Origin of the sequence: Streptomyces sp. NPDC051051 (genome assembly GCF_040682975.1) — a bacterium.
Taxonomy (GTDB): Bacteria; Actinomycetota; Actinomycetes; order Streptomycetales; family Streptomycetaceae; genus Streptomyces.
Genome location: NZ_JBFBCB010000014.1, coordinates 32469 through 57660 on the forward strand (window position 1 = coordinate 32469; position 25192 = coordinate 57660).

The 25192-nt window shown below is 71.7% G+C and carries 21 protein-coding genes; 12 read left to right on the forward strand and 9 right to left on the reverse strand.

The genetic code is table 11. The features are described from left to right. Positions 1 to 247: 247 nt before the first annotated feature. From nth to AB0N31_RS13400, 3 genes are all read left to right on the forward strand, one after another. A complete protein-coding gene (gene nth / locus AB0N31_RS13390; RefSeq protein WP_366058486.1) occupies positions 248 to 1201 on the forward strand; it encodes an endonuclease III in 954 nt (317 codons plus the stop codon). Positions 1202 to 1283: 82 nt separating this feature from the next. Next, on the forward strand, positions 1284 to 1979 hold the full coding sequence (locus AB0N31_RS13395) for a CoA pyrophosphatase (RefSeq protein ID WP_366058487.1): 696 nt from the start codon (positions 1284 to 1286) through the stop codon (positions 1977 to 1979). 94 nt (positions 1980 to 2073) lie between these two features. Continuing rightward, a complete protein-coding gene (locus AB0N31_RS13400; protein WP_366058488.1) occupies positions 2074 to 3273 on the forward strand; it encodes a MarP family serine protease in 1200 nt (399 codons plus the stop codon). Positions 3274 to 3390: 117 nt separating this feature from the next. On the opposite strand, the gene AB0N31_RS13405 is transcribed toward AB0N31_RS13400, so the two are convergent. The 6 genes from AB0N31_RS13405 to AB0N31_RS13430 form a co-directional block, all read right to left on the reverse strand. Beyond that, positions 3391 to 3573, reverse strand: a complete 183-nt coding sequence (locus AB0N31_RS13405; protein ID WP_366058489.1) for a hypothetical protein — start codon at positions 3571 to 3573, stop codon at positions 3391 to 3393. A gap of 127 nt (positions 3574 to 3700) precedes the next feature. After that, complete coding sequence (locus AB0N31_RS13410) at positions 3701 to 4651, reverse strand: alpha/beta hydrolase (protein ID WP_366058490.1); 951 nt, start codon at positions 4649 to 4651, stop codon at positions 3701 to 3703. Beyond that, positions 4648 to 5136, reverse strand: a complete 489-nt coding sequence (locus tag AB0N31_RS13415) for a phage holin family protein (protein ID WP_366058491.1) — start codon at positions 5134 to 5136, stop codon at positions 4648 to 4650. Before AB0N31_RS13415 ends, AB0N31_RS13410 begins: the two co-directional genes overlap by 4 nt. A gap of 81 nt (positions 5137 to 5217) precedes the next feature. Then, positions 5218 to 6681: a Na+/H+ antiporter NhaA gene (gene nhaA, locus AB0N31_RS13420; RefSeq protein ID WP_366058492.1), complete on the reverse strand. Its 1464-nt coding sequence runs from the start codon at positions 6679 to 6681 to the stop codon at positions 5218 to 5220. 167 nt (positions 6682 to 6848) lie between these two features. Further along, positions 6849 to 8807: an acetate--CoA ligase gene (gene acs, locus AB0N31_RS13425; RefSeq protein ID WP_366058493.1), complete on the reverse strand. Its 1959-nt coding sequence runs from the start codon at positions 8805 to 8807 to the stop codon at positions 6849 to 6851. A gap of 424 nt (positions 8808 to 9231) precedes the next feature. Further along, entirely contained in the window at positions 9232 to 11886 is a 2655-nt protein-coding gene (locus AB0N31_RS13430; RefSeq protein ID WP_366058494.1) for a SulP family inorganic anion transporter, read from the reverse strand. A gap of 264 nt (positions 11887 to 12150) precedes the next feature. Here AB0N31_RS13430 and AB0N31_RS13435 point away from each other — a divergent pair, with 264 nt between their 5' ends. Beyond that, positions 12151 to 13431 carry a hypothetical protein gene (locus AB0N31_RS13435; RefSeq protein WP_366058495.1) on the forward strand — a complete coding sequence of 427 codons (1281 nt, stop codon included), beginning with the start codon at positions 12151 to 12153 and terminating at the stop codon, positions 13429 to 13431. Positions 13432 to 13479: 48 nt separating this feature from the next. Here the strand turns inward: AB0N31_RS13435 and AB0N31_RS13440 are convergent, their stop codons facing one another. Beyond that, a complete protein-coding gene (locus AB0N31_RS13440; RefSeq protein WP_366058496.1) occupies positions 13480 to 14460 on the reverse strand; it encodes an ATP-binding protein in 981 nt (326 codons plus the stop codon). A gap of 101 nt (positions 14461 to 14561) precedes the next feature. Between AB0N31_RS13440 and AB0N31_RS13445 the strand changes: the two genes are divergently transcribed. Next, entirely contained in the window at positions 14562 to 15386 is an 825-nt protein-coding gene (locus AB0N31_RS13445) for an oxidoreductase (RefSeq protein WP_366058497.1), read from the forward strand. Positions 15387 to 15774: 388 nt separating this feature from the next. Here AB0N31_RS13445 and AB0N31_RS13450 read toward each other — a convergent pair whose 3' ends face one another. Further along, positions 15775 to 16611, reverse strand: a complete 837-nt coding sequence (locus tag AB0N31_RS13450) for an HAD family hydrolase (protein ID WP_366058498.1) — start codon at positions 16609 to 16611, stop codon at positions 15775 to 15777. 577 nt (positions 16612 to 17188) lie between these two features. On the opposite strand from AB0N31_RS13450, the gene ssd reads away from it, so the two are divergent. The 7 genes from ssd (at position 17189) to AB0N31_RS13485 (ending at position 22586) form a co-directional block, all read left to right on the forward strand. Continuing rightward, the gene (ssd, locus tag AB0N31_RS13455) at positions 17189 to 18292 is read left to right on the forward strand and encodes a septum site-determining protein Ssd (RefSeq protein WP_366058499.1); all 1104 of its coding nucleotides are present in this window, start codon (positions 17189 to 17191) and stop codon (positions 18290 to 18292) included. After that, a complete protein-coding gene (locus AB0N31_RS13460; protein ID WP_366058500.1) occupies positions 18289 to 19506 on the forward strand; it encodes a TadA family conjugal transfer-associated ATPase in 1218 nt (405 codons plus the stop codon). The genes ssd and AB0N31_RS13460 overlap by 4 nt, the downstream gene beginning before the upstream one ends. Further along, positions 19481 to 20359: a type II secretion system F family protein gene (locus AB0N31_RS13465; RefSeq protein WP_366058501.1), complete on the forward strand. Its 879-nt coding sequence runs from the start codon at positions 19481 to 19483 to the stop codon at positions 20357 to 20359. Before AB0N31_RS13460 ends, AB0N31_RS13465 begins: the two co-directional genes overlap by 26 nt. A gap of 87 nt (positions 20360 to 20446) precedes the next feature. Next, entirely contained in the window at positions 20447 to 21232 is a 786-nt protein-coding gene (locus AB0N31_RS13470) for a type II secretion system F family protein (protein WP_366058502.1), read from the forward strand. 211 nt (positions 21233 to 21443) lie between these two features. Further along, positions 21444 to 21653, forward strand: a complete 210-nt coding sequence (locus AB0N31_RS13475) for a DUF4244 domain-containing protein (RefSeq protein WP_366058503.1) — start codon at positions 21444 to 21446, stop codon at positions 21651 to 21653. A gap of 34 nt (positions 21654 to 21687) precedes the next feature. Continuing rightward, positions 21688 to 22053 carry a TadE family type IV pilus minor pilin gene (locus AB0N31_RS13480; RefSeq protein ID WP_366058504.1) on the forward strand — a complete coding sequence of 122 codons (366 nt, stop codon included), beginning with the start codon at positions 21688 to 21690 and terminating at the stop codon, positions 22051 to 22053. 143 nt (positions 22054 to 22196) lie between these two features. Further along, the gene (locus AB0N31_RS13485) at positions 22197 to 22586 is read left to right on the forward strand and encodes an Rv3654c family TadE-like protein (protein ID WP_366058505.1); all 390 of its coding nucleotides are present in this window, start codon (positions 22197 to 22199) and stop codon (positions 22584 to 22586) included. Positions 22587 to 22606: 20 nt separating this feature from the next. On the opposite strand, the gene AB0N31_RS13490 is transcribed toward AB0N31_RS13485, so the two are convergent. Beyond that, complete coding sequence (locus AB0N31_RS13490; protein WP_366058506.1) at positions 22607 to 25159, reverse strand: DEAD/DEAH box helicase; 2553 nt, start codon at positions 25157 to 25159, stop codon at positions 22607 to 22609. Positions 25160 to 25192: the final 33 nt, after the last annotated feature.

A 25192-nucleotide genomic window follows, 5' to 3' on the forward strand; every position in this document is an offset into this window, starting at 1 on the left:
CCGGGCGGTCCAAACAGTGTGATCTGTCACAAGGATGCCGCACAGGTGTCCTGGGGTAAGCGTCAGGGGTCCAATTGGGGGCCGATCTTCAGGGTCCGGGGCGGATGTCGGTGTCGGGCTTTAGGCTGGCCGGGTGTCCGAACAGCCGGTGAGAACACAGGCCGAGGGGGCTGGGCGGGTGGTGGACCGACGCGATTCCGCCGTGGGCGAACAGAGCTCCGGTGGTGACGAGGAGAGGGCGGAAACCGTGAAGAAGGCGGCTGCGAAGAGGACGGCCCCCTCGACGTCCGCGGCGGCGGAGGAGACGGCCGCGAAGAAGGGGACCGCCGCCAAGACGGCAGGCACCGCGGGGACCGCCGCGACCGCCCCGGCACCGCCGAAGTCGCCCAAGTCGCCCAAGCCTTCGAAGTCGCCCAGGCCTTCCCGGAGCGAGTCCCGCACCGCCCTGGTCCGCCGCGCCCGCCGCATCAACCGCGAGCTCGCCGAAGTCTACCCCTACGCCCACCCCGAGCTGGACTTCGAGAACCCCTTCCAACTCGTGGTCGCCACCGTCCTGTCGGCCCAGACCACCGACCTCCGGGTCAACCAGACCACCCCCGGTCTCTTCGCGAAGTACCCCACCCCCGAGGACCTGGCCGCCGCCGACCCGGAGGACGTCGAGGAGATCCTGCGTCCGACCGGCTTCTTCCGCGCCAAGACCAGGTCGGTGACAGGGCTCTCCAAGGCCCTGGTCGAGCAGTTCGACGGAGAGGTTCCCGGACGTCTGGAGGACCTGGTGAAGCTGCCCGGCGTCGGCCGCAAGACCGCCTTCGTGGTGTTGGGCAACGCGTTCGGCCGACCGGGAATCACCGTGGACACACACTTCCAGCGGCTGGTACGGCGCTGGAGGTGGACCGAGGAGACCGAGCCGGACAAGATCGAGGCCGCCGTCGGCTCGCTCTTCCCCAAGAGCGAGTGGACGATGCTCTCGCACCACGTGATCTTCCACGGCCGCCGCATCTGCCACGCCCGCAAGCCCGCCTGCGGCGCCTGCCCCATCGCGCCGCTCTGCCCGGCGTACGGCGAGGGGGAGACGGACCCGGAGCGGGCGAAGAAGCTCCTGAAGTACGAGAAGGGCGGCTTCCCCGGCCAACGGCTGAACCCGCCCCAGGCCTACCTGGACGCGGGCGGCCGCCCCGCTCCCCCGCTGGGGGCCGGATGAGGCTGAGTACGACCCCGCCGAACCGGAACGATCCGCGTCGCCTCGGGCGTTGGACCGGGCAGAACCGGGGGGTGGTGCGGTGATGGCGCGCGCGAGTGACACGCAGGGCGGGTCGGTGACCCTCAGCAAGAAGGGGCTGCCGGCCTGGCTGGGGCCGTTGGCGGACGCCGTGGAGACGGTGCAGCCGCTCCAGCTGAGCCGCTTCCTGCCCCCGGAGGACGGAGGCGGGCGGCAGTCGGCGGTCCTCATCCTCTTCGGTGACGGCGAGCGCGGCCCCGAACTGCTGCTCATGGAGCGGGCCAGCTCGCTGCGCGCGCACGCCGGGCAGCCGTCCTTCCCCGGCGGCGCCCTCGACCCGCAGGACGGCGATCCGCACGGCGACGGCCCGCTGCGGGCCGCCCTGCGCGAGGCCGAGGAGGAGACCGGCCTCGACCCGACGGGCGTCCAGTTGTTCGGTGTGCTGCCCAAGCTGTACATCCCGGTCAGCGAGTTCGTCGTGACCCCCGTGCTGGGCTGGTGGCGCGAGCCGAGCCCGGTCGGAGTCGTCGATCCGAACGAGACCGCCCGCGTGTTCACGGTCCCCGTGGCGGATCTCACGGATCCCGCCAACCGCGCGACCACGCACCACCCCAGCGGCCACCGAGGCCCGGCATTCCTGGTCGAATCCGCCCTGGTGTGGGGCTTCACCGCCGGCGTGATCGACCGCCTCCTGCACTACGCGGGCTGGGAGCGCCCCTGGGACCGCGAGAAGCTGGTGCCACTCGACTGGCGGTCATGACAGGGTGTCGTCCGTGCTGTGTGTACTCGGGGGACGACCCTCCGGACCCCGGCCGGCCTGCCGTGGCCGGGTAGAAAGAGGCGAGGCCTGAACGGTGAACGTGCTGGACATCCTGTTGCTGGTCGCGGCCGTCTGGTTCGCGGTCGTCGGCTACCGCCAGGGCTTCGTCGTCGGCATCCTGTCGGTGATCGGTTTCCTGGGAGGCGGTCTCGTCGCCGTCTACCTGCTGCCGGTCATCTGGGACTGGCTGACCGACAACTCCGAGGTGAGCACGACGGCCGCCGTCGTCGCCGTGGTGGTCGTCATCGTCTGCGCCTCCGTGGGGCAGGCCCTCACCACCCACCTGGGCAACAAGCTGCGCCGCTACATCACCTGGTCCCCGGCCCGCGCGCTGGACGCGACCGGCGGCGCCCTGGTCAACGTCGTCGCGATGCTGCTGGTGGCCTGGCTGATCGGGTCCGCCCTCGCCGGTACGACGCTGCCCACACTGGGCAAGGAGGTCCGCAGCTCCACGGTGCTGCACGGCGTGTCCGAGGCGCTGCCCGCCCAGGCCGACACCTGGTTCGCCGACTTCTCCTCCGTCCTCGCTCAGAACGGCTTCCCGCAGGTCTTCAGCCCGTTCGCCAACGAGCCGATCACCGACGTCCAGCCGCCCGACCCCGCCCTGGCGAACAGCGCCGTGGCGGTCCGCGCGCAGCGCTCCATCGTCAAGGTCATGGGTACCGCGGAGAGTTGCGGCAAGGTCCTGGAGGGCACCGGCTTCGTCTTCGGCGAGCGTCGCGTCATGACCAACGCGCACGTCGTGGGCGGCGTCGACGAGCCGACCGTCCAGATAGGCGGCGAGGGCCGCAAGTACGACGCCACGGTCGTGCTGTACGACTGGAAGCGCGACATCGCCGTCCTCGACGTACCCGATCTCGACGCGCCCGTACTGCAGTTCACCACCGGGGACGCGGCGAGCGGGGACGGCGCGATCGTCGCCGGCTTCCCGGAGAACGGCTCGTACGACGTCCGCGCGGCGCGCGTGCGGGGCCGTATCACGGCCAACGGCCCGGACATCTACCACCGCGGCACCGTCCGCCGCGACGTCTACTCGCTGTACGCGACGGTCCGTCAGGGAAACTCCGGCGGCCCACTGCTCACGCCCGAAGGCAAGGTCTACGGTGTGGTCTTCGCCAAGTCCCTCGACGACGCCGACACCGGCTACGCGCTCACCGCGGACGAGATCCGGCAGGACATCACCCGTGGACGCGCCGCCAACCAGCAGGTGGACAGCGACAACTGCGCCCTCTGACGCGGTGCCGGTCGTCGAGCGACCGGCAACACGCCCTGTCGGAAACTGTGGTTCGGCACTGTGGGAAAGGGATTCGTCTCCGGGGGACCAGCCCCCGGGGAGGACCGCGCGAGAGCGTCAGTCGCGCGGGTGACGCAGGCGTACCGAGACCCAGCGGGCCCGGCGGCGGAGGATACGGGGAATGCCCACCCTGAGATCGTTGCCCTGCGACTGCGGGCCGCTGCCTCGTTGGTGGGAGTCAAGACCACCGGCCGAGCGGCGGTCGCGTACTGCGTCACTGTAGTCGTGCGTCCAGCCCATACACCGACGTCTGCCCGGGCCCCAAGGTCGATAACCGCCCGGTAGCCCGCCAATTGGCCTATGCGCCGGGCAATTGGCTGTTCGTAGGACACGCGTTCAGTTCCGGATACCGAGCGTGACAATCCGGTCACCGATCGGGTTCGGGATCCTTCAGCCAGTTGACCAGTTCGGTGGAGAAGGCGACCGGATCCTCTTCGTGCGGGAAGTGCCCGAGCCCGTCGAACAGCCGCCAGCGGTACGGCGCTTCGACGTACTCGCCCGAACCGGCCGCGCTGCGGGTGTGCATCACCGGGTCCAGGGAACCGTGCAGATGCAGCGTCGGCACGCGCACCGGCCGCTTCATGCGCCGGTAGAACTGGATCCCGTCCGGCCGGGCCAGCGACCGCACCAGCCACCGGTAGGGCTCCACCGAGCAGTGCGCGGTGGAGGGGATGCACATCGCCCGCCGGTACGTCTCGATCGCCTTGTCCTCCGGCTGCCGGGGCCCGGACCACTCCCGGATCAGCCGGCCGACCAGCTCGCCGTCGTCGGCGGTGAGCTGCCGCTCCGGGATCCAGGGCCGCTGGAACCCCCAGATGTGGGAGCCGGCCGTGGTCTGCCGGACGTCGGCGAGCATCGCGGAGCGCCAGCGCCTCGGGTGCGGCATTGAGGCGACCGCGAGCCGTCGTACGAGCTTGGGGCGCATGACCGCCGCGGTCCACGCCAGATAGCCGCCCAGGTCGTGGCCGACCAGCGCGGCGTCCGGCTCGCCGAGGGAGCGGATCACTCCGGTGATGTCGAGGGCGAGGTTGGCCGGGTCGTAGCCGCGGGGCGTACGGTCGCTGCCGCCCACGCCCCGCAGGTCCATGGCGACGGCCCGGAAGCCGGCGTCGGCCAGCGCGGTCAGCTGGTGCCGCCACGTCCACCAGAACTGGGGGAAGCCGTGCACAAGCATCACGAGCGGGCCGTCGCCCAGCTCGGCGATGTGGAAGCGAGCGCCGTTGGCGGCGACCTCCCGGTGGGTCACCTTGGTCTCGCCGACGAACTCGGGCCGGACGACCGAGGCGGGCTGAGCCGAAGGGGTGGCGGGGTCCGTCATGACGACGAGCGTGCCACAGGCTCGAGGGCTTTCCGGCCACCGTCCTGCGCCAGCTCGGGCCGCGGGTGCGGCTTGGCGTTCTGCAGGACGCCCGCCGACTCCTTCATCGAGGCGGCGACCTTCTGCGCGCCCTTGCCCTTCTTGGCCTTCTTGGCGAAGGCGACGCCGATCAGCGCCAGGACCACGGCGACGAGGACGTTCGCCGCGAAGGACAGCAGGAAGCAGATCGCCAGATTCCAGTCGCTCCAGGTACGGATGCCGTACGCGAGGGCGAAGTTCAGCATCGGCAGCGAGAACAGCAGGATCGCGCCTGCCACCGTGAACGCGCCGCCGCTCGTCGCCCCCCGCTTCACGTCCTGCTTGAGCTGGGCCTTCGCCAACGCGATCTCGTCGTGCACCAGCGCCGACATCTCGGTCGTCGCGGAGGCGAACAGCTGACCGATGCTGCGTTCGGCGCCGACCGGGCTGCCGTCGGGTGCGCTCATCGCGGTCTCCCTCGTCTTGTACGGTTCCGCCGTCTTCTGCCTGACTGCGTGCGGCCCCGTCTTTTGTACCGTCCCGTCAGATCATGCCGGACGGTCGTCCTCCTCGCCCGCCCCGCCCGCCACTTCGGCAAGCCCGTGGCGCGCCGCGGCCTTCTCCGCGGCCTTCTCCGCGGCGAGCCGGCGGTGCTCGGCGGCCTTGCGGTCGTAGATCTCCGCCATGCGCGCGTGGTACGCCGGTTCGTCCTCCTCGTAGATGTCCGGGATGCCGTCGAGGTCGTCGTCGCGCTCCTCGTCCTGGCACATCCGGCGGTACTTGGCATTGCGCACCTTCAGCAGCACGGTCGCCAGGACCGCCGCGATCAGCGAGCCCGTCAGGACGGCAGCCTTGACCTCGTCGGTCAGGGCGGCGTCGCCCTCGAAGGCCAGCTCCCCGATCAGCAGCGAGACGGTGAAGCCGATGCCGGCGAGCGAGGCCACGGCGAAGACGTCCGCCCAGGCGAGGTCCTCGCTGAGCGAGGCCCGCGTGAAGCGGACGGTCAGCCAGGTACCGCCGAAGATGCCGACCGTCTTGCCGACGACGAGCCCCAGGACGACGCCCAGCGTCTCCGGCTTGGTGAACACGTCTCCGAGCGCGCCGCCGGAGATCGACACCCCCGCGCTGAACAGGGCGAACAGCGGGACCGCCAGGCCGGCCGACAGCGGGCGTACGAGGTGTTCGATGTGCTCGCCGGGGGAGTGCTCCTCGCCCTCGCGGGTGGTGCAGCGCAGCATCAGGCCCATCGCGACGCCCGCGATGGTGGCGTGGACGCCGCTGTTGTACATCAGCGCCCAGATCACCAGCGCGAGCGGCACGTACACGTACCAGCCGCGTACGCCCTTGCGCAGCAGCAGCCAGAACAAGCCCAGGCCGACGACCGCGCCGCCGAGCGCGGCGAAGTCGATGCCGTCGGTGAAGAAGACGGCGATGATCAGGATCGCGAACAGGTCGTCGACGACGGCGAGCGTGAGCAGGAAGGCCCGCAGGGCACTGGGCAGGGAGGTGCCGATGACGGCCAGGACGGCGAGCGCGAAGGCGATGTCGGTGGCGGTGGGCACGGCCCAGCCGTTCAGGGCACCGCCGCCGGTGAGGTAGGTCAGTACGTAGACCAGCGCCGGTACGGCCATGCCGCACAGGGCGGCGACGACGGGCAGTGCGGCGGCCTTCGGGTCCTTGAGGTCACCGGCGACGAGTTCGCGCTTGAGCTCGATGCCGGCGACGAAGAAGAAGACGGCGAGCAGCCCGTCGGCCGCCCAGTGCTCGATCGACAGGTTCAGCCCGAGCGCCCCGGGGCCGAGGCGGAAGTGACCGACGCTCTCGTAGCTGTCGTGCAGCGCGGGTATGTTCGCCCAGATCAGCGCGGTGACGGCGGCGACCAGCAACAGCACGCCGCCGACGGTCTCGGTGCGCAGCGCGTCCGCGACGTAGTTCCGCTCGGGCAGGGACAGGCGTCCGAAGACCTTGCGGGGAGGGGTGGCGCGGGGGGTGTCGGCGCGGGGCGCGGTCACGGTGGGCCTCCGGTGGGTGGGCAGCACGGAACTCGTGCCGACCAGACTTCCCGGCTCACCTTTGTTTAGTTTACCTAAAGTGAGCCCGAAGTGTTCCGGTGTCTCCCACGGTAGGCGCGTCCAGGGCACCCGGCGCACCGGGCGCCGGGTGCCCTGGACAGCCGTGCTCAGTCCTCGCTGCTCGCGGTCGGCAGGTTGGTCTGGATGAGGTCCATGACGGTGGAGTCGGTGAGGGTGGTGACGTCGCCGAGCTGCCGGTTCTCCGCCACGTCGCGCAGCAGGCGGCGCATGATCTTGCCGGAGCGGGTCTTGGGCAGTTCGGCCACCGGCAGGATGCGCTGGGGTTTGGCGATCGGGCCGAGGGCGGCGCCGACGTGGCTGCGCAGTTCGGCGACGAGGTTGGCGTCGTCGGCGTTCGCGGTGCCGCGCAGGATGACGAAGGCGACGATGGCCTGGCCGGTGGTCTCGTCGGCGGCGCCGACCACGGCCGCCTCGGCGACGGCGGGGTGGGAGACGAGGGCGGACTCGACCTCGGTGGTGGAGATGTTGTGGCCGGAGACGAGCATGACGTCGTCGACCCGGCCGAGCAGCCAGATGTCGCCGTCGTCGTCCTTCTTCGCGCCGTCGCCGGCGAAGTACTTGCCTTCGAAGCGTGACCAGTAGGTGTCGAGGAACCGCTGGTCGTCGCCCCAGATGGTGCGCAGCATCGACGGCCAGGGCTCGGTCAGGACGAGGTAGCCGCCGCCGCCGTTCGGCACCTCGTTGGCCTCGTCGTCAACGACGGTCGCCGAGATGCCGGGCAGGGGCGTCTGGGCGGAGCCGGGCTTGGTGGCGGTGACGCCGGGCAGCGGGGAGATCATCATGGCGCCGGTCTCGGTCTGCCACCAGGTGTCCACGATCGGGGTCCGGTCGGCGCCGATGTGCTTGCGGTACCAGATCCAGGCCTCGGGGTTGATCGGCTCGCCCACCGACCCCAGGACCCGCAGGCTGGAGAGGTCGAACTTGGCGGGGATGTCGTCGCCCCACTTCATGAACGTGCGGATCGCGGTCGGCGCGGTGTAGAGGATCGTCACGCCGTACTTCTGCACGATCTCCCAGAACCGGCCCTGGTGCGGGGTGTCGGGGGTGCCCTCATACATCACCTGCGTCGCGCCGTTGGCCAGCGGTCCGTACACGATGTAGGAGTGGCCGGTGACCCAGCCGACGTCGGCGGTGCACCAGTACACGTCGGTCTCGGGCTTGAGGTCGAACACGGCGTGGTGGGTGTAGGCGGTCTGGGTGAGGTAGCCGCCGGAGGTGTGCAAGATGCCCTTCGGCTTCCCCGTCGTCCCCGACGTGTACAGGATGAACAGCGGGTGCTCGGCCTCGAACGCCTCCGGGGTGTGCTCGGCCGACTGCCGCTCCAGCAGGTCGTGCCACCACACGTCCCGGCCCTCGTCCCAGGCGACGTCCTGGCCGGTGCGGCGTACCACGAGGACGTGCTCGACGGTGCCGGCCTTGGTGATCGCCTCGTCGACGGCCGGCTTCAGTGCGGACGGCTTGCCGCGCCGGTAGCCGCCGTCGGCGGTGATGACGACCCGGGCGTCGGCGTCCTGGATGCGGGTGGCGAGCGCGTCGGCGGAGAAGCCGCCGAAGACCACCGAGTGCGCGGCCCCGATCCGGGCGCACGCCAGCATCGCGATCGCGGTCTCGGGGATCATCGGCATGTAGACCGCGACCCGGTCGCCCTGGCGCACCCCGAGTTCCAGCAGGGCGTTGGCGGCCTTGGAGACCTCGTCCTTGAGCTGGGCGTAGGTCAGGGCGCGGCTGTCGCCCGGCTCGCCCTCGAAGTGGATGGCGACCCGGTCGCCGTGCCCGGCCTCCACGTGCCGGTCGACGCAGTTGTACGCCACATTGAGCTCGCCGTCCTTGAACCACTTGGCGAACGGCGGGTTCGACCAGTCCAGCGTCTCGGTCGGCTCCTTGGCCCAGGTCAGCCTGCGGGCCTGCTCGGCCCAGAAACCGAGCCGGTCAGCCCTGGCCTGCTCGTACGCCTCCGCCGTGACGTTGGCGCCGGCGGCCAGGTCGGCGGGCGGCTCGAACCTGCGCTCTTCCTTGAGCAGGTTGGCCAGGCTTTCGTTGCTCACGACATCTCCCTTTCCAAGGGTGTCCGTTGTGTCCCAGGCCACAGCTCATCAGACCCGGGGGTCGGTGACAAGGGTCGACAGAAAATTGGTTTAGACCTGTCGAGGCCGTGTGGTGCGGCACCTTTTCTGTCGCTCCGAGTCATCCGTACCCACGGACCCCGGCCGGACGGAGTTCATGGGGTGTAACGGCTTTCACACTCGCGGGAGGCGGGAGGCGGGAGGCGGGAGGCGGGAGGCGGGAGGCGGGAGGCGGGTCGGCAAGGGGGGCGACGGCGGGGGAGGCCATAAGGCAGGGGGAGAGCCCGCCGATGTGCGGGCACCGGGGGAACGCGAGTCGGGCGAGGCGGGCGATGCGAGGCGGGCTTGCGAGGAGCGGGCGGGGCGGGCCGACCGGCGTGCGGCGCAGTCGACCCGCCCCGGTCGCTCACGCGCTCAGATCCGCCACCCCCACATGGTCGAACACCTCGGGCTCACCCTCGCCCGTGCGGTCCCCACCGAGCAGGTACGCCTGTGCCTCGCCCACGTGGAAGTACATCCCGTGCAGCTCGAGCTCACCGGCCCGCAGCGACCGCGCCACCGACTCGTGGCCCCGCAGATGGTCCAACTGCTCGACCACATTGGTCAGGCACAGCTGCTCGACCGCGTCGGCGGCGGCCCGCCCGGCCAGCCGTGCCCGGGGCCGGCCGGCGTCGGCCATCCGCTCCAGGCTGGGCAGCCCGTGCCGCAGCCACCGCTGCAACGGTGTCTGCGCGTCACCCGGTTCGGCGTCGAGCAGCGCTTGCATGGCCCCGCAACCGGAGTGCCCGCAGACCGTGATGGACCGCACCTTCAGCACGTCCACCGCGTACTCGATCGCGGCCGCCACCGAGTCGTCCCCGCTCTCCTCGCCGGGCGGTGGCACGAGGTTGCCCACATTGCGCACCACGAACAGGTCGCCGGGACCACTGGAGGTGATCATCGACGTGACCAGCCGTGAATCGGCGCAGGTGAGGAACAGCTGGGACGGCTGCTGCCCTTCCCGAGCCAGTCGCGCCAGCTCGCCCCGCACCAGTGGTGCCGTGTTCCGCTGGAACGCGCTGATCCCGCGGAGCAGCTGACGCGCACTGGGCCGGGAGCCGGCGGCACCGGGGGCCTGGGCATGCTCGGTCTGCTCGGTAGGGCCGGCCTGTTCGACCCGCTGGGTGTGTGGGGCCTGTTCGGCCTGTTCGGTGAGTGCCGGTGACGTGGCGGACCTGGCGAACCCGCTCACGGTGGCCGACCGGGTGGACTCCGCGAATTCCGCGGGGAGGGCGCCGCTCCGTCCGTCCGCTTCTTCGCCGGACGGCTCCTTCGACAGGCCCTCCTGGTGTTCCGTGGCGCCGGCACCGGGCGGCGGTGCCGACATCGGGCCGTCGCACTGATGGTTGCGCCAGGGTGTCCAGGGACGGCAGCGACAGCCGGTGAGCGGACTGTCCACCGCGCCGGCGGGGGCGGCGACTCCTACGGGCGGGGCGGCAGGGTCCTCGTCCTCGCCGCCGGAACCGGAGCGGACGGTCCCCGCGCCGGAGCGGCGGCCGGTCAGCTCGACGAAGCCGCCCTGCGCGGTGTGCGTTCTCTGCCAGTCCTGCAGTGTCTCGTACGCCGCGTGATCCATGAAGGAACCGTCCAACTCGACGATCACACGGGCGCCTTGGGGCACGTGATGCAGAGCGCGGCTGAGGCGTGGCACCGCCAGGAACGTCAGCTGTCCTCTTACGTGTACGTGATGGGTTCCTTCCTTCTCGTCATGGGTGATGCGGGTGCGGGCGAGGCGGTGCATGGAGACGGCGACGGCCACGGCGATCCCCAGAGCGACGCCCTGCAGAACGCCGAGGAACACCACGCCCAGGGTGGTGATGGCGTACACCGGCACCTCTCGGTGGCGGGTCACCGTGCGGATGTGGTGCAGGGACACCATCTGGATGCCGACGGCCATGACCAGGGCTGCGAGCGAGGCGAGCGGGATCAGCTCCAGGACCGGAACCATCAGCAGTGCGGCGACTACTACAAGAACGCCGTGCAGCATGGTGGAGTTCCGGCTGACGGCACCGGCGTGCACATTCGCGGAACTGCGTACCGCCACGCCCGCGACGGGCAGTCCGCCCAGTGCGCCGGAGACCAGATTGGCGGCACCCTGGCCGAGCAGTTCGCGGTCGAGATCGGAGCGGCCGACCAGGGCGGGCAGGCCGGGGCGGGCGGCGATCAGCTTGTCCACGGCGACCGCACCGAGCAGCGACTGCACGCTGCACACCAGCGTGATGGTGAGGACGGCGGCGACGAGTCCGAGCACCGGCCCTTCCGGCAGCCCCACCAGGGCATGGCTGCTCCAGGACGGCAGCTCGACCCGGGGCTGGGTGAGCCCGGCGGACACGGCGGTCGCGGTGGCCCCGGTGACGGCGACCAGCGCGGCGGGCACCTTGCGCAGCAGACCGCCCAGGCGGCCTGGCAGGCGCGGCCAGAGCAGCAGCAGGGTCAGCGTGAGAACGCTGACCGCCACCGCGGCGGGGTGCAGGTCGAGCAACTGGGCGGGCAGGGAACTCAGATTGTCGAGCACGGAGCTCTGCGGGCTGCCGCCGAGGACGATGTGCAGCTGGGCGACGGCGATGGTGACACCGATGCCCGCGAGCATGCCGTGCACGATGGCGGGGCTGACGGCGAGCGCGCTGCGGGCCACGCGCAGGCAGCCGAGGCCGAGTTGGGCGAGCCCGGCCAGGACGGTGATGGCGCAGGTGGTCCGCCAGCCGTAACGGTGGATGAGGTCGGCGGTGACGACGGTCAGGCCGGCGGCGGGCCCGCTGACCTGGAGAGGCGAGCCGCCGAACCGTCCGGCGACGAGCCCGCCGACGGCGGCGGCGACCAGGCCCGCCTGGAGGGGTGCGCCGGTGGCCAGGGCGATGCCCAGGGACAGGGGCAGGGCGATGAGGAAGACCGCGATCGCGGCGGACACGTCGGCGCCCGCCACGTGGAAGCGGCGGTGCGGTGCGGGCGGTGGGCTGTGGGGTGGGTGGACGCGCTCGATCTGTGGCGAGTCCGGCGTACGAGTGGGGACGCAGGCTGACATTTTTCCCGTCTCCTCCGGGGCTGCGCGGTCGCATTTGCGGCCGTGGGTCACGGCGTACAGCGGCGGGATGGATCAACTATCAGTAAATGAATCGTAATGCAGAGTAAAGGCCAAGCATGGATTTTTCGTGCAAATGGGTCAATCGACCACCCGGATGAGCGAAATGAGCATTTGGTCGGCTTGTCGTATTAATTCCTTTTCGGGCCTCGTGCGACGTTGACGGCGCCGTTGTTGGCCCTGGAGAAGGAAGAAGGTGGGCGGAAGATGGCCGCCACCCAGAGGATCGCCGCGGGCGCCGTGATCGCCGCGGCGGTCGCGTCGCTCGCCGGCTGCGCTACGGGAACCGGTGGTTCCCACGGTTCTGAAGGAGGGGTGTCCGGGCCCCAGAAGGCGAAGCCGGCGGCCCCCGCACCCGGGAACGCCGTCCGCCTCATCGGCGACGGCTCCACCGCGTTCACCGGGGCCCAGCCCCATCTGCCCAGACCGGAGCGCCTCGAGCCGGGGCAGAAGCCGCCGCAGTTCGTCGTCTTCTCGTGGGACGGCGCGGGCGAGGACAGTCAGCGGCTGTTCTCCCACTTCCGCAAGGTGGCCAAGGAGAACAACGCCACCATGACCTATTTCCTCAGTGGCGTGTACCTGCTGCCGGAGCACAAGCGCGACCTCTACAGGCCGCCCCAGCACTCGCCGGGCCGCTCCGACATCGGCTTCAACGACGAGCAGGGCATCGCCGACACCGTGAAGCAGCTCCGCCTGGCGTGGCTGGAGGGCAACGAGATCGGCACCCACTTCAACGGCCACTTCTGCGGCAAGGGCGGCGGTGTCGGCGAATGGTCGGTCGAGGAGTGGAAGGAGGAGATCGCCCAGGCCAAGCAGTTCGTGAAGACCTGGAAGACCAACACCGGCATGGCGAAGGCGGCCCCGCTGCCCTTCGACTACGACAAGGAGCTCATCGGCGCCCGCACCCCCTGCCTCGAAGGGCAGGAGAACTTCCGCAGGGCCGGCCGGGAGCTGGGCTTCCGCTACGACACCAGCGGCGTCAACAACCAGGTCTGGCCCGGTAAGAAGGAGGGCCTGTGGGATCTGTCCATGCAGCTCGTGCCCTTCCCCGGCCACTCCTTCGAGCAGCTCACCATGGACTACAACTTCATGGTCAACCAGTCCGGCACCGCCACCCAGGGTGACCCCGCCAAGCACGAGTACTGGGGCGACCAGATGCGTGACGGTCTGCTCAGGGGCTTCCAGCGGGCCTACGACGGCAACCGCGCGCCGCTCATCATCGGCAACCACTTCGAGTCCTGGAACGGCGGCACGTACATGCGCGCCGTCGAGGAGGTCGTGGAGAACGTGTGCACCAAGGAGGAGGTGCGCTGCGTCTCCTTCCGGCAACTCGCGGACTGGCTGGACGCCCAGGACCCGCAGACCCTGGCCAAGCTGCGCGGCCTCGGAGTCGGCGAGGCCCCGAAGCAGGGCTGGGCGTCCTTCCTCTCCGGCAGTTCCGCCCCGGCCCCGAAGGGCGTGCCCGGAGCGCCGGCGGTCAAGCGGTAGCGGTCGGCCTTGGGCGGCGGGGGCGCGCGGGGCCGACCCGCGCGACCGTCACACCGAGGCTGTCAGGCTCTCGCCGAGGACGAAACCGGGGTCGATCTGCGCAGCCAGGTCGGCCCCCGTCCGCTCGTTACCCCACGACTGGGCGTTCTTCAGATGGAAGTGCACCATCTGGCGCGTGTAGCGCCCCCAGTCGCGCCGCTCGTACGCCGAGTCGGCGGTCGTCCGCAGCAGATCCAGCGCGCGGCGGTTGGCGTCCTCCAGGGCGTCGAACCGGGGCGGCCGGCCCTTCTCCATGGCGCGCACCCAGTCCGAGTGGCCGATCGTCACGAGCAGGTCGTCCCCGACCTCGGCGCGGAGGAAGTCGAGGTCGTCCTGGCCCTGGACCTTGTTGCCCACCACCCTCAGTTCGACGCCGAAGTCACGGGCGTACTCCTTGTACTGGCGATAGACGGAGACCCCCTTCCGGGTCGGCTCGGCGACGAGGAACGTGATGTCGAAACGGGTGAACATGCCGGAGGCGAAGGAGTCCGAACCCGCCGTCATGTCGACGACCACGTACTCGTCGCGGCCGTCCACCAGGTGGTTCAGGCACAACTCCACCGCTCCCGTCTTGGAGTGGTAGCAGGCGACCCCCAGGTCGGCGTCCGTGAAGGGGCCCGTGACCATCAAACGGACGGCGCCGCCGTCGAGTTCCACCGGCCGGGCGCACGCGTCGTACACCGGGTTGTCCTCCGACACCCGCAGCAGCCGCGACCCCTCGCCTGGCGGGGTCGTCTTGATCATCGTCTCGGCGGAGGCGATGCGGGGGTTGGAACCGCGCAGATAGTCCTTGATCAGCGGCAGCCGGTCCCCCATCGCGGGCAGCGCCGCGGCCGCCGCCTCGTCGAGCCCGAGTGCGGCGCCCAGGTGCTGGTTGATGTCCGCGTCGACCGCGATCACCGGCGCGCCACCGGCCGTGAGATGGCGGACGAAGAGGGAGGACAGCGTGGTCTTGCCGCTGCCGCCCTTCCCGACGAAAGCAATTTTCATGTTCACCAAGAGTAGTGCCGCGTGCGCACCGCGTCGCACTCCCACGTGAAGAAGACCACTCCTTCGTGGGGTCCGCGCCTCCGTTGCGTAGTGTCGTACTCATGAGTACGACAGGCGCTACCGCCGATCCGCTCGCAGCCCTGGGGTCGCTGCCCGGGGTGGCCGACTCCGTCGAGACCGTGCGCAAAGCCGTGGACCGCGTCTACGGGCACCGCGTCATGCGACGACGCAGCACGGCGATCACCTCCGAGGCCGCCCTGCGCGGCTCCCGCGGCTCGGCGGCGCTGTCCGGGGCGGACTGGGCCCTGGAGGAGGTGCGTCGGCGCAGCGACTTCGGAGTCGACGACGAGGCACGGGTCGTCGGCGCGGCGCTGCGGCTGACCGCCGAGGCGGGCCAGTTGCTGTCCATCTGGCGGCAGTCGCCCTTGCGGGTGCTGGCGCGGCTGCACCTGGTCGCCGCGGCGACCGACGGTGACGAGGTGGGACGGCCGAGGCGGTCGGGCGAGGCGGTCGCCGAGCCGCTGATCGAGCTGCCCCTGCCGGGTGCGGACGAGGTCTCCGGCCGGCTGGAAGGGCTGTCCGAGCTGATCCTCGCGGGGAGTTCCGCGCCTGCTCTGGTCACCTCCGCCGTCGTCCACGGCGAACTCCTCGCCCTCCGGCCCTTCACCTCGCACAACGGCCTGGTGGCACGCGCCGCCGAGCGCATCGTGCTGATCGGCAGCGGCCTCGACCCCAAATCGGTCTGCCCCGCCGAGGTGGGCCATGCGGAACTGGGCCGGGCGGCCTACCTTGCGGCCCTCGACGGCTATGTCTCCGGCACCCCTGAAGGCATGGCGGCCTGGATCACCCACTGCGGCAGGGCGGTGGAACTGGGGGCCCGCGAGTCGACAGCGGTGTGCGAGGCGCTTCAGCGCGGGGCGGCGTAACGGAAAAGGCGCCCCCGAGGGAGCCGGGAAACCCGGGAGAAGCCGGAAAAGAGTTGCGGCGGTACGAGGTCTCGTACCGCCGCTGGCATGTTCACCGGGTTACCAAGCGTCCTCGATATATGCCCATCAGGTCGGGAACTTCGCCCGTCACCTGGTGCGGCTGGCCCGTAATCGACGGGTCGACGTCGCGTGGGTGCCCGGTGTTCATGCTTCGGTCCGTGGGGCCAAATGCGGTATTAAGGTGATCCTCTCGGATGTCCTTGGTCTCGCGGGCCGTTGACTCCTTTGTACTCCAGGACCCCGGCAAGCGGAAGTGCTGGCGTCCGTTCTTTACTTTTACTCCCAAACAGGTGGTAATCGGGCGCGGGGGGCGGCGCGTGAACGCGGCTCAGGCGGTCGCCGCCGTCCGCCGCCGGCTGGCGTACCAGACCAGCCCCGCCGTGGCCGCCGCGGCTCCTATCGCCGCCATCGCGACGAGCGCCGGACGGGGCGGGACGGAGAACCCCGGAATCCGCTGCTTGAGCCGCACCGGCCGGTGGAAGTCCAGGATCGGCCACCCGCGCGCGACGGCCTCACGGCGCAGCGTACGGTCCGGATTCACGGCGTGCGGATGGCCGACCGCCTCCAGCATCGGCAGGTCGGTCGCCGAGTCGCTGTAGGCATAACAACGCGCGAGGTCGTAGCCCTCGGACTCCGCCAGTTCCCTGACGGCCTCGGCCTTGGTCGGGCCGTACGCGTAGTACTCCACCTCTCCGGTGAAGCAACCGTCCTCGCCCACGACCATCCGGGTGGCCACCACGCGGTCCGCGCCGAGCAGCTCGCCGATCGGCTCGACCACTTCGGCGCCCGATGTGGACACGATCACGACGTCGCGGCCGGCGGTGTGGTGCTGCTCGATCAGGGAGGCCGCCTCGTCATAGATGAGCGGGTCGATCAGATCGTGAAGGGTCTCGGCGACGATCTCCTTCACCTGTCGGACGTTCCAGCCGCGGACCATCGCGGAGAGGTACTCGCGAGTCCGCTCCATCTGGTCGTGATCCATACCGCCGACGAGGAAGACGAACTGCGCATATGCGGTGCGCAAGGCCGCCCTGCGGTTGATCAGCCCGCCTTGGTAGAAGGACTTGCTGAAGGTGAGTGTGCTCGACTTCGCAATGACCGTCTTGTCCAGGTCAAAGAAGGCCGCTGTACGGGGCAAGGAGTGGTTTTCCACACCCTTGAGCATAGGGGCAGCTCATTCGGCGTAAGGTCGGTGTGTGGGTTTGCCTGAGAAGGCTCTCGGGTACACCATGGAAGTCACGGATCGTTCGCGACCGTGCTAACCCGGTCCGACTCCTCCCCCCCCGAGTCGGCCGTGGAGACGACCCCCGCTCTCCCCCCCGGCGGGGGTCGTCGCATGTCCGGACGGGTTTTCCCCTCCCCTCGCGGATCTGCTCCCGTGCCGACGCGACAGACGCCGCCTCTTCGGTGCGTCCGCAAATCGTCACCCTCCGTAGTGTTCGGGCTGCTCTGCGGGCGTCGTGCACAGGGCAGACGGCGCTCACCGGTACGGGTGACGGTGATATTCACAACTCCCCACCGGTCCACAGTTATCCACCAAGATCCACACGATTTCCGGCTTCGTTGCACCGTGAATCCCACACGTTCGCTCGCGCCGAGTTCCGGTCCGGTTCCGTTTGCCGGTCGTCCGGGCCGGTTTCCGGCGGACCTTCATATGGGGACCGGGTGCCGGTTCTCCACACGTACGGGATTCGCGAGGCCGCAGAGGACTGCGCGCCACGCGGCGAAGGGGGAGGAAAACCGTGACCGGAGCCGTCACACACGACCCGCCGTCCGCCGCCGGAGGGCGGCAGGGCAGGCCACTGATCGTCACCGAGGACGCGGCACTCCTCGACGACCTGCTGCGGCTGTGCGCCGCGGCCGGTGCCACACCCGAGGTGCACCACTCGGTGCCCGCACAGCGGGGCGGCTGGGAGTCCGCGCCCCTCGTCCTGGTCGGCGACGACGCAGCGCGCCGCGTGCGCGCCGCCGCCCGCCGCCGAGGAGTGGTCCTCGTGGGGCACGATCAGGACGACTCGGGGGTGTGGCGCAGGGCCGTCGAGATCGGCGCCGACCACGTCCTGGTGCTGCCCGACGGCGAGCAGTGGCTCGTCGACCGGATCGCCGACGTCGCCGAGGGCGTCGGGCGGCCCGCCCTCACCGTGGGAGTCGTCGGCGGGCGCGGCGGGGCCGGAGCGTCCACGCTCGCCTGCGCTCTCGCCGTCACCTCCGCGCGTGAGGGACTGCGCACCCTCCTGGTGGACGCGGATCCACTGGGCGGCGGACTCGACGTACTGCTCGGCGGCGAGACCGTCGAAGGCCTGCGCTGGCCGGCATTCGCCGCCTCACGAGGGCGCGTCGGCGGCGGAGCCCTGGAGGAGTCGCTGCCCGCACTGCATCAGCTGCGCGTGCTCAGCTGGGACCGCGGCGACTGTGTCGCCATCCCGCCACAGGCCGTGCGGGCAGTGCTCGCCGCCGCCCGCCGCCGCGGCGGCACGGTCGTCGTCGACCTGCCGCGGCGCATCGACGACGGGGTCGCCGAGGTCCTCGCCCAGCTCGACGTCGGTCTCCTCGTGGTCCCCGCCGAACTGCGCGCTGTCGCGGCGGCCGGACGAGTCGCGTCCGCCGTCGGCATGGTCCTGCGCGACCTGAGGGTGGCGGTACGCGGTCCGTACGCCCCCGGACTCGACGACCGTGAAGTGTCCCGCCTCCTCGGACTGCCGTTGGCCGGCGAGGTGCCCGTCGAGTCCGGCCTGCTGCGCCCGGACGGCGGCAAGGCACCGCCCGGCGGGTCCGCGCGCGGACCGCTCGCCCGTTTCTGCAAGGAGTTCTGGGAGCGGGCGCTGACCGAGGCGGGCGCCGTATGAGCACTGTGCCCCGGCTGGACCGCCCGCGAGGATCCGGCGCACTCCTCGACGGCGTACGGCAGTGGCTCGCCGAGAGCGGAGCCGAACCGACACCCGCACGCGTGGCGCAGGCGCTGCGCGAACAGGGGCGTGTCCTCGGCGACGCGGAAGTGCTCGGGGCAGCCGAGCAACTGCGGTCCGAGCTGGTCGGCAGCGGCCCGCTGGAGCCACTGCTCGCCGACCCGTCGGTGACCGACGTCCTGGTGTCGGCCCCCGACCGGGTCTGGGTCGACCGGGGCGGCGGCCTGGAGCTGACCGCCGTCTCCTTCCCGGACGCGGCCGCCGTGCGGCGCCTCGCGCAGCGTCTGGCCGCGGTGGCCGGACGCCGCCTGGACGACGCCCGGCCCTGGGCCGACGCGCGGCTGCCCGACGGAACCAGGCTGCACGCCGTACTGCCCCCGGTGGCCGTCGGCTGCACCTGCCTGGCGCTGCGAGTGGTACGGCCGCGGGCGTTCACCCTGGACGAACTCGTGGCCGCGGGCACGGTGCCCCCGGGCGGGGACGAGGTGCTGCGAGCACTACTGCGGGCCCGGCTGTCCTTCCTGGTCAGCGGAGGTACCGGCACCGGCAAGACGACCCTGCTCAGCGCGCTGCTGGGGCTGGTCGGGCCGGGAGAGCGGATCGTACTGGCGGAGGACTCGGCGGAACTGCGGCCGGACCACCCGCACGTCGTCCGGCTGGAGACCAGGCCGGCCAACCAGGAGGGCGCCGGGCTGGTCACGCTCGAGGACCTGGTGCGGCAGGCGCTGCGGATGCGGCCGGATCGGCTGGTCGTGGGCGAGGTGCGCGGAGCGGAGGTCGTCCACCTGCTGGCCGCACTCAACACCGGCCACGAGGGCGGGTGCGGGACGGTCCACGCCAATGCCGCCGCCGACGTCCCCGCCCGGCTCGAGGCGCTGGGCACGGCGGCCGGGCTCGACCGGGCGGCTCTGCACAGTCAGTTGGCGGCCGCGCTGTCCGTGGTGCTGCACCTTGTGCGCGACCCGGCCGGGCGACGGCGGATCGCCGAGGTGCATGTGCTGGAGCGGGACCCCTCGGGGCTGGTGCGGACCGTGCCGGCGCTGCGGTGGCAGTCGGATGCGTTCGCGTACGAGCGCGGCTGGGAGCGGCTGAGGGAGCTGCTGCGAAGCGAGAGGAGCGAGGGGAGCCATGAGCGTGACAGGCGGGATGGGTGAGGTGCCGATGAGCGCGGCCGTTGCCTGTGCCGGGGTGGCGGTTCTGCTGTGGGGCGGACCGTACTCGGCGCTTCGGCGGGCACAGTTGCTGCTGGCCGGGGGCGAGGTGGCCGGCAGTGGGCCACCGTCATGGCAGGACCTGGCGCACGACCTGCGGCGCGTGCGGGGACGCTGGCGGCCCGAGTGGTGGTCACCGGTCGTCGGACTGCTCGTGGCCGTGCTCGGCGGCTCGGTACTGCCGATCGCCGCGGGGACGGCAGGAGTGCCCCTGCTGCGCCGTGCGCGGCGGGCCCGGTCGGCGCGGCGGGCGGGCGAACGCCGGGCTGACGCGGTGATCGCGTTGTGCGCGGCGCTCGCCGGGGAGGTGCGCTCCGGGAGGCAACCCGGTGAGGCCCTGCAGCGCGCCGCCCGCGACTCGGGAGGGCTCGGCGAGGCCCAGGCGGCCGTGCTGGCGGCCGCCCGGTTCGGCGGTGATGTGCCCGGCGCGCTGACCGGTGCGGCACGGCAGCCCGGGGCCGACGGTCTGTTGGGGCTCGCGGCGTGCTGGCGGGTGGCCGTGGACCAGGGAGCGGGGCTCGCGGCCGGACTCGACCGCCTCGAAGGGGCGTTGCGCGCCGAACGCGACCAACGCGCCGATCTGAGGGCTCAGTTGGCGGGGGCCCGCTCCACCGCGGTGATGCTCGCCGGTCTGCCGGTCCTGGGCCTCCTCCTGGGCACGGCCCTCGGCGCGGATCCGCTGCAGGTCCTGCTGCACACCGGGGCCGGCCTCGGGTGCCTGCTCGTCGGTGGGGTGCTGGAAGGGCTGGGGATGTGGTGGGCGCTGCGGATCATGCGGGGTGCGGAGGGGGCGTGAGGTGGGCGGAAGAGGGGGTGCGAGGCGGGTTTGCGCCGGTCGGCCGGGTGAGGCGACCGGAGGACGAGCGAGTGGGAGGGAGGCGGGATGAGTGCGGAAGTCGTCCACAGGCTGGGGGTGGCCGTGGGGATCGTCACGGCCCTCGGATGGCCCGTGCGGTGCGCGGACACCCTGCGGCGTCGGCGGCGGGCGAGGCAGCGGCTCGCCGAGGTCCTGGCCCGCTCGGCAGAGCCGGAGATCCCGCGGCCCGGGATGCGGGAGGCCGTACGCCGGTGGCTGCCGGAGGCGGCGGTGGTGGGTGCCGGGTGGATGGCGGGCGGCGGGAGCGTCGGTCTCGGCCTGGGGCTGACCGGGGCGGCGGTGCTGTGGTGGTGGCGCCGCAGGCGGCAGGCGACGGAGTCGATGAGTGAGGCCGACGTGCGGGCTGCGGCCCGGCAACTGCCGCTCGCGGCGGACCTGTTGGCCGCGTGCATCGCGGCGGGGGCGGGGCCGGTGATCGCGGCGCAAGCCGTGGGGGAAGCACTCGGCGGACCTGTCGGAGGAGCGTTGGCACGCGGTGCCGCCGAGGTGCGTCTGGGAGGCGAACCCGCCGGCGCCTGGAGGAGGTTGGCGGCGGTGCCCGGGGCGGAGGCGTTGGCCCGGTTGCTGGAGCGGGCCGCCGTGTCCGGTCTCCCGGCGGCGATGCCGGTTGCCCGGATCGCGGCCGACGCCCGAGCCGACTGGGCCCGCGCCGGCACAGCCCGGGCCCGACGAGCCGCCGTCATGGTCACCGCACCGGTAGGGCTGTGCTTCTTGCCCGCCTTCATCGCCGTGGGCATCGTTCCCGTGGTGATCGGCCTGGCGGGCGGGGTGCTGGGAGGGGGTGGGCCGTGAGGGGGATCTGAGGGGCAGCCGTGGCAGTCGGTCCGGGCGGGCCATGCCGGCCATGCCGGGCAAGGCGGTCGGCGGGTCCGTCCTGTGGGTTCAAGCGGTTGGAGAAGCACGGCAAGGGAGGCGGCTGAAGCAGATCGAGCAGGTCGAGCAGGTCGGCTGGTCCACGAGGGCCGGTCATCGATGAGTGGGATCGAGACTCACGGGGGTCGAAATGAGCAAGGCGGTACGAGCGAGGCTGCGTTTCCTGGTGCGCCGGGTGCGTGCGGCGCGGAGGGACGCGGGGATGGTGACGTCCGAGTACGCGATGGGAATCGTTGCGGCGGTGGCGTTCGCCGTGGCCCTCTACCAGGTCGTGACGAGCGGGGCGGTCGCGGCGGAGCTGCAGGACATCGTGAAGCGGGCCCTCAGTGCGGGCACGTGAGCGGAACCGGCCGCGAGGCGGGGACCGGGGGTTCGTGACGGCGGAGGCGGCCGTGGTGCTGCCGGTGCTGGTGGCGTTCGCCATGGCGCTGGTCTGGGGGTTGCTGGTCATGGCCGCCCAGATCCAGTGCGTGGACGCGGCCAGGGCCGGCGTCCGGGCCGCCGCCCGGCAGGACCCGGCCGACGCGGTCGTGGAGGTGACACGGGCGACGGCACCGCGGGGGGCGCGGGTGTCGGTCACCCGGGAGGGCGACCAGGTCCGGGTGGTGGTCGTGGCGAAGCCGCCGGTGCTGCGCGGGTTGCCGTTCGAGGTACGGGAGGAAGCCGTGGCGGCGGCGGAGGACGTGGGGAACACGGTGGACGGCGGCGGGACCGGGACCGGATCGGAGGCGGGACCGTGAGGGGGTGCGGGAGAGGCGCGGCGCGTTTCCGGGCGGGCTGGAGTGCTGCCGGACATCGGCGCTGGAGGGGAAGCGGTGTCGGCGCTCCTGCCCGTGGGACGCCCTCGGGAGTGGAAGGGCCCCGCAGCTGGAGGGACGCTCTCGTGGCACGGAGCCGAGGCCGGACCGATCGCGGGTCCGCGACCGTATGGACTCTCGCTGTGCTCGCCGTGCTGTGTGTGGTCTTCGGCGCCGTACTCGCCCTCGGACAGGCTGTCCTGGCCCGGCACCGCGCCGCCGGGGGTGCCGACCTCGCGGCACTCGCGGCCGCGGAGCGCTGGACGGACGGCACCGAGTCGGCCTGCGCCCGCGCGGACCGGTTGGCTCGGGCACAGGGCGCACGGTTGGTGCGGTGCGTGGTGGTGGGGGAGGTGTCGGACGTGACGGCGGCGGCGGGACGGGGGCCGTTCACGGTGGAGGTACGGGCTCGGGCGGGGCCTACGGGGTCGGCGCTGCCGGAGGGAGCGACGGTGGCCTCCCTGTCCCGCCCCTGAGCGGCCCCGCGCCGCACCGCCTACTCCAGCCGCTCTCCCGGCTCCTTTTCCTCCACCGTCCCGCCGTTCTCCACCGTTTCGGAGCCCTCCGCCGTCCCGCCGTCGTCGGCCGGCTCGCCGTCCTCCGCCGGCGCGCCCCGCAGCAGTTCCGTCAGGAGCCTGACCGCGCCTCTCTTGTGCAGGGGGTCGTTGCCGTTGCCGCACTTGGGGGACTGGATGCAGGACGGGCAGCCGGCCTCGCACTCGCAGGAGGCGATGGCCTGGAGGGTGGCTGTCAGCCAGGAGCGGGCCGTGTGGAAGGCGCGTTCGGCGAAGCCCGCGCCGCCGGGATGGCCGTCGTAGACGAAGACCGTGGGGAGGAGGGTGTCGGGGTGCAGGGGGATCGAGACGCCGCCGATGTCCCAGCGGTCGCAGGTCGCGAAGAGGGGCAGCATGCCGATGGACGCGTGCTCGGCGGCGTGCAGGGCTCCGCCGAGGATCTCGGGGTTGATGCGGGCGGCGTCCAGTTGGTCCTCGGTGACCGTCCACCACACGGCCCGCGTGCGCAGCGTACGAGGAGGGAGGTCGAGCTTCGACTCGCCCAGTACTTCACCGGTGACGACGCGCCGGCGCAGGAAGGAGACCACTTGGTTGGTGACTTCGACGGAGCCGTAGCACAGCCGGCCGTCACCCCACGGGATTTCGACGTCCGTCTCCAGCACGGAGATCGCCGTCGTGTCGCGGGCGACCGTCGTGTACGGCGGATTCGCCTCTTCGACCAGGGCCACCGAGTCCTCCAGATCCAGGGAGCGCACCAGGTAGGTGCGGCCCTGGTGCAGATGGACCGCTCCCTCGTGGACGGCCGAGTGCGCGGCGCCCTCGTCGACCGTGCCGAGCAGGCGGCCCGTGCCGGACTCCACGATCTGGACCGGCTGGCCGCCTCCGCCCCGGATGTCCGTGAGGTCGGCGGCCCGCTCGCGGCGGGTCCAGTGCCAGGCCTTCGTCCGACGGCGCAGCAGCCTCGCGGCCTCCAACTGGGGCAGCAGCGCCTCGGTCTCGGGGCCGAACAGCGCCAGGTCCTCCTCGGTGAGGGGGAGTTCGGCGGCGGCCGCGCACAGGTGCGAGGCGAGGACGTAGGGGTTGTCGGGGTCCAGGACGGTCGATTCCACCGGTCGGTCGAACAGGGCTTCCGGGTGGTGGACGAGGAAGGTGTCCAGCGGGTCGTCCCGGGCGACCAGCACGGCCAGCGCCCCCTGACCCGATCGTCCCGCCCGTCCCGCCTGCTGCCACAGCGAGGCGCGGGTACCGGGATATCCGGCGATGAGGACGGCGTCCAGGCCCGAGACATCGATCCCGAGTTCGAGGGCGGTCGTGGCGGCCAGGCCGAGGAGTTCACCCGAGTGCAGGGCCCGCTCCAGGGCACGGCGTTCCTCGGGGAGGTAGCCGCCGCGGTAGGCCGCGACACGCCCGGACAGCGAGCGGTCCACCTCGGCGAGGCGTTCCTGGGCGATGAGGGAGATCAGCTCGGCGCCGCGCCGGGAGCGGACGAAAGCCACGGTGCGGATGCCCTGGACGGCCAGGTCGGTGAGGAGGTCGGCGGTCTCGGCGATGGCGGTGCGGCGGACGGGGGCGCCCTTCTCGCCCTGCATCTCGGTGAGCGGCGGCTCCCAGAGGGCGAACACCAGTTCGCCGCGTGGTGAGGCGTCGTCGGCCACCTCGACCACCGGGAGGCCGGTCAGGCGGCCGGCGGCCACCGAGGGCTCGGCGGCCGTGGCGGAGGCCAGCAGGAAGACGGGGGAGGCGCCGTAGCGGGCGCACAGGCGACGCAGGCGGCGCAGCACCTGGGCCACGTGGGAGCCGAACACGCCGCGGTAGGTGTGGCACTCGTCGATGACGACGTACTTCAGCGATTTCAGGAAGGAGGACCAGCGGGGGTGGGACGGCAGGATGCCGCGGTGCAGCATGTCCGGGTTGGTGAGGACGTAGTTGGCGTACTGGCGGATCCACTCGCGTTCCTCGACCGGCGTGTCGCCGTCGTACACCGCCGGGCGTACCGCGGTGCCCAGCGGTTGTGAAAGTTCCTTCACGGATCGGCACTGGTCGGCCGCCAGCGCCTTGGTCGGCGCCAGGTACAGGGCCGTGGCGCCACGCCCGTTCGGCGCCTGCGAGCCGTCCAGGAGGGTGGACAGGACCGGTACGAGATACGCCAAAGACTTGCCGGAGGCGGTTCCGGTCGCGACGACCACCGACTCGCCGTCCAGGGCGTGCTCCGCGGCGGCGGCCTGGTGCGCCCAGGGATGCTCGATGCCGCAGGCCTGCAGGGCCGCGATGACCTCCGGACGAATCCGGTCAGGCCAGACGGCATGGCGGCCCGCGCGCGGGGGCACATGCTCCGTATGAGTGATGCGCGACGCCCGGCTCGGTCCCGGGGCGAGCCGGTCCAGGATCCGGCCCGGCGACAGGCGGGGCGCGGGCTGTGCCGGGGATCGATCGGATCGGTGATTCTTGGCCATCGGCACCGAGTGTGTCACTGGCGTGACGGACAATGGAGCCAAGGCGTCGTGCACGCCTGCCGGTAAGTGATTGAATGCCATCGCGGCTGGCGTACCGTCCCGGGGGCTCCTGCT

Bases quoted from the DNA above. Each gene is read 5' to 3' on its own strand.
- AB0N31_RS13405 (WP_366058489.1), bottom strand. From the start codon at position 3,573: ATGGGCTGGACGCACGACTACAGTGACGCAGTACGCGACCGCCGCTCG.
- AB0N31_RS13395 (WP_366058487.1), top strand. From the start codon at position 1,284: ATGGCGCGCGCGAGTGACACGCAGGGCGGGTCGGTGACCCTCAGCAAG.
- AB0N31_RS13465 (WP_366058501.1), top strand. From the start codon at position 19,481: ATGAGCGTGACAGGCGGGATGGGTGAGGTGCCGATGAGCGCGGCCGTT.
- AB0N31_RS13460 (WP_366058500.1), top strand. From the start codon at position 18,289: ATGAGCACTGTGCCCCGGCTGGACCGCCCGCGAGGATCCGGCGCACTC.
- AB0N31_RS13430 (WP_366058494.1), bottom strand. From the start codon at position 11,886: ATGTCAGCCTGCGTCCCCACTCGTACGCCGGACTCGCCACAGATCGAG.
- AB0N31_RS13470 (WP_366058502.1), top strand. From the start codon at position 20,447: ATGAGTGCGGAAGTCGTCCACAGGCTGGGGGTGGCCGTGGGGATCGTC.
- AB0N31_RS13490 (WP_366058506.1), bottom strand. From the start codon at position 25,159: ATGGCATTCAATCACTTACCGGCAGGCGTGCACGACGCCTTGGCTCCA.
- AB0N31_RS13440 (WP_366058496.1), bottom strand. From the start codon at position 14,460: ATGAAAATTGCTTTCGTCGGGAAGGGCGGCAGCGGCAAGACCACGCTG.
- AB0N31_RS13445 (WP_366058497.1), top strand. From the start codon at position 14,562: ATGAGTACGACAGGCGCTACCGCCGATCCGCTCGCAGCCCTGGGGTCG.
- AB0N31_RS13475 (WP_366058503.1), top strand. From the start codon at position 21,444: ATGAGCAAGGCGGTACGAGCGAGGCTGCGTTTCCTGGTGCGCCGGGTG.
- AB0N31_RS13410 (WP_366058490.1), bottom strand. From the start codon at position 4,651: ATGACGGACCCCGCCACCCCTTCGGCTCAGCCCGCCTCGGTCGTCCGG.
- AB0N31_RS13435 (WP_366058495.1), top strand. From the start codon at position 12,151: ATGGCCGCCACCCAGAGGATCGCCGCGGGCGCCGTGATCGCCGCGGCG.
- AB0N31_RS13415 (WP_366058491.1), bottom strand. From the start codon at position 5,136: ATGAGCGCACCCGACGGCAGCCCGGTCGGCGCCGAACGCAGCATCGGT.
- AB0N31_RS13450 (WP_366058498.1), bottom strand. From the start codon at position 16,611: ATGCTCAAGGGTGTGGAAAACCACTCCTTGCCCCGTACAGCGGCCTTC.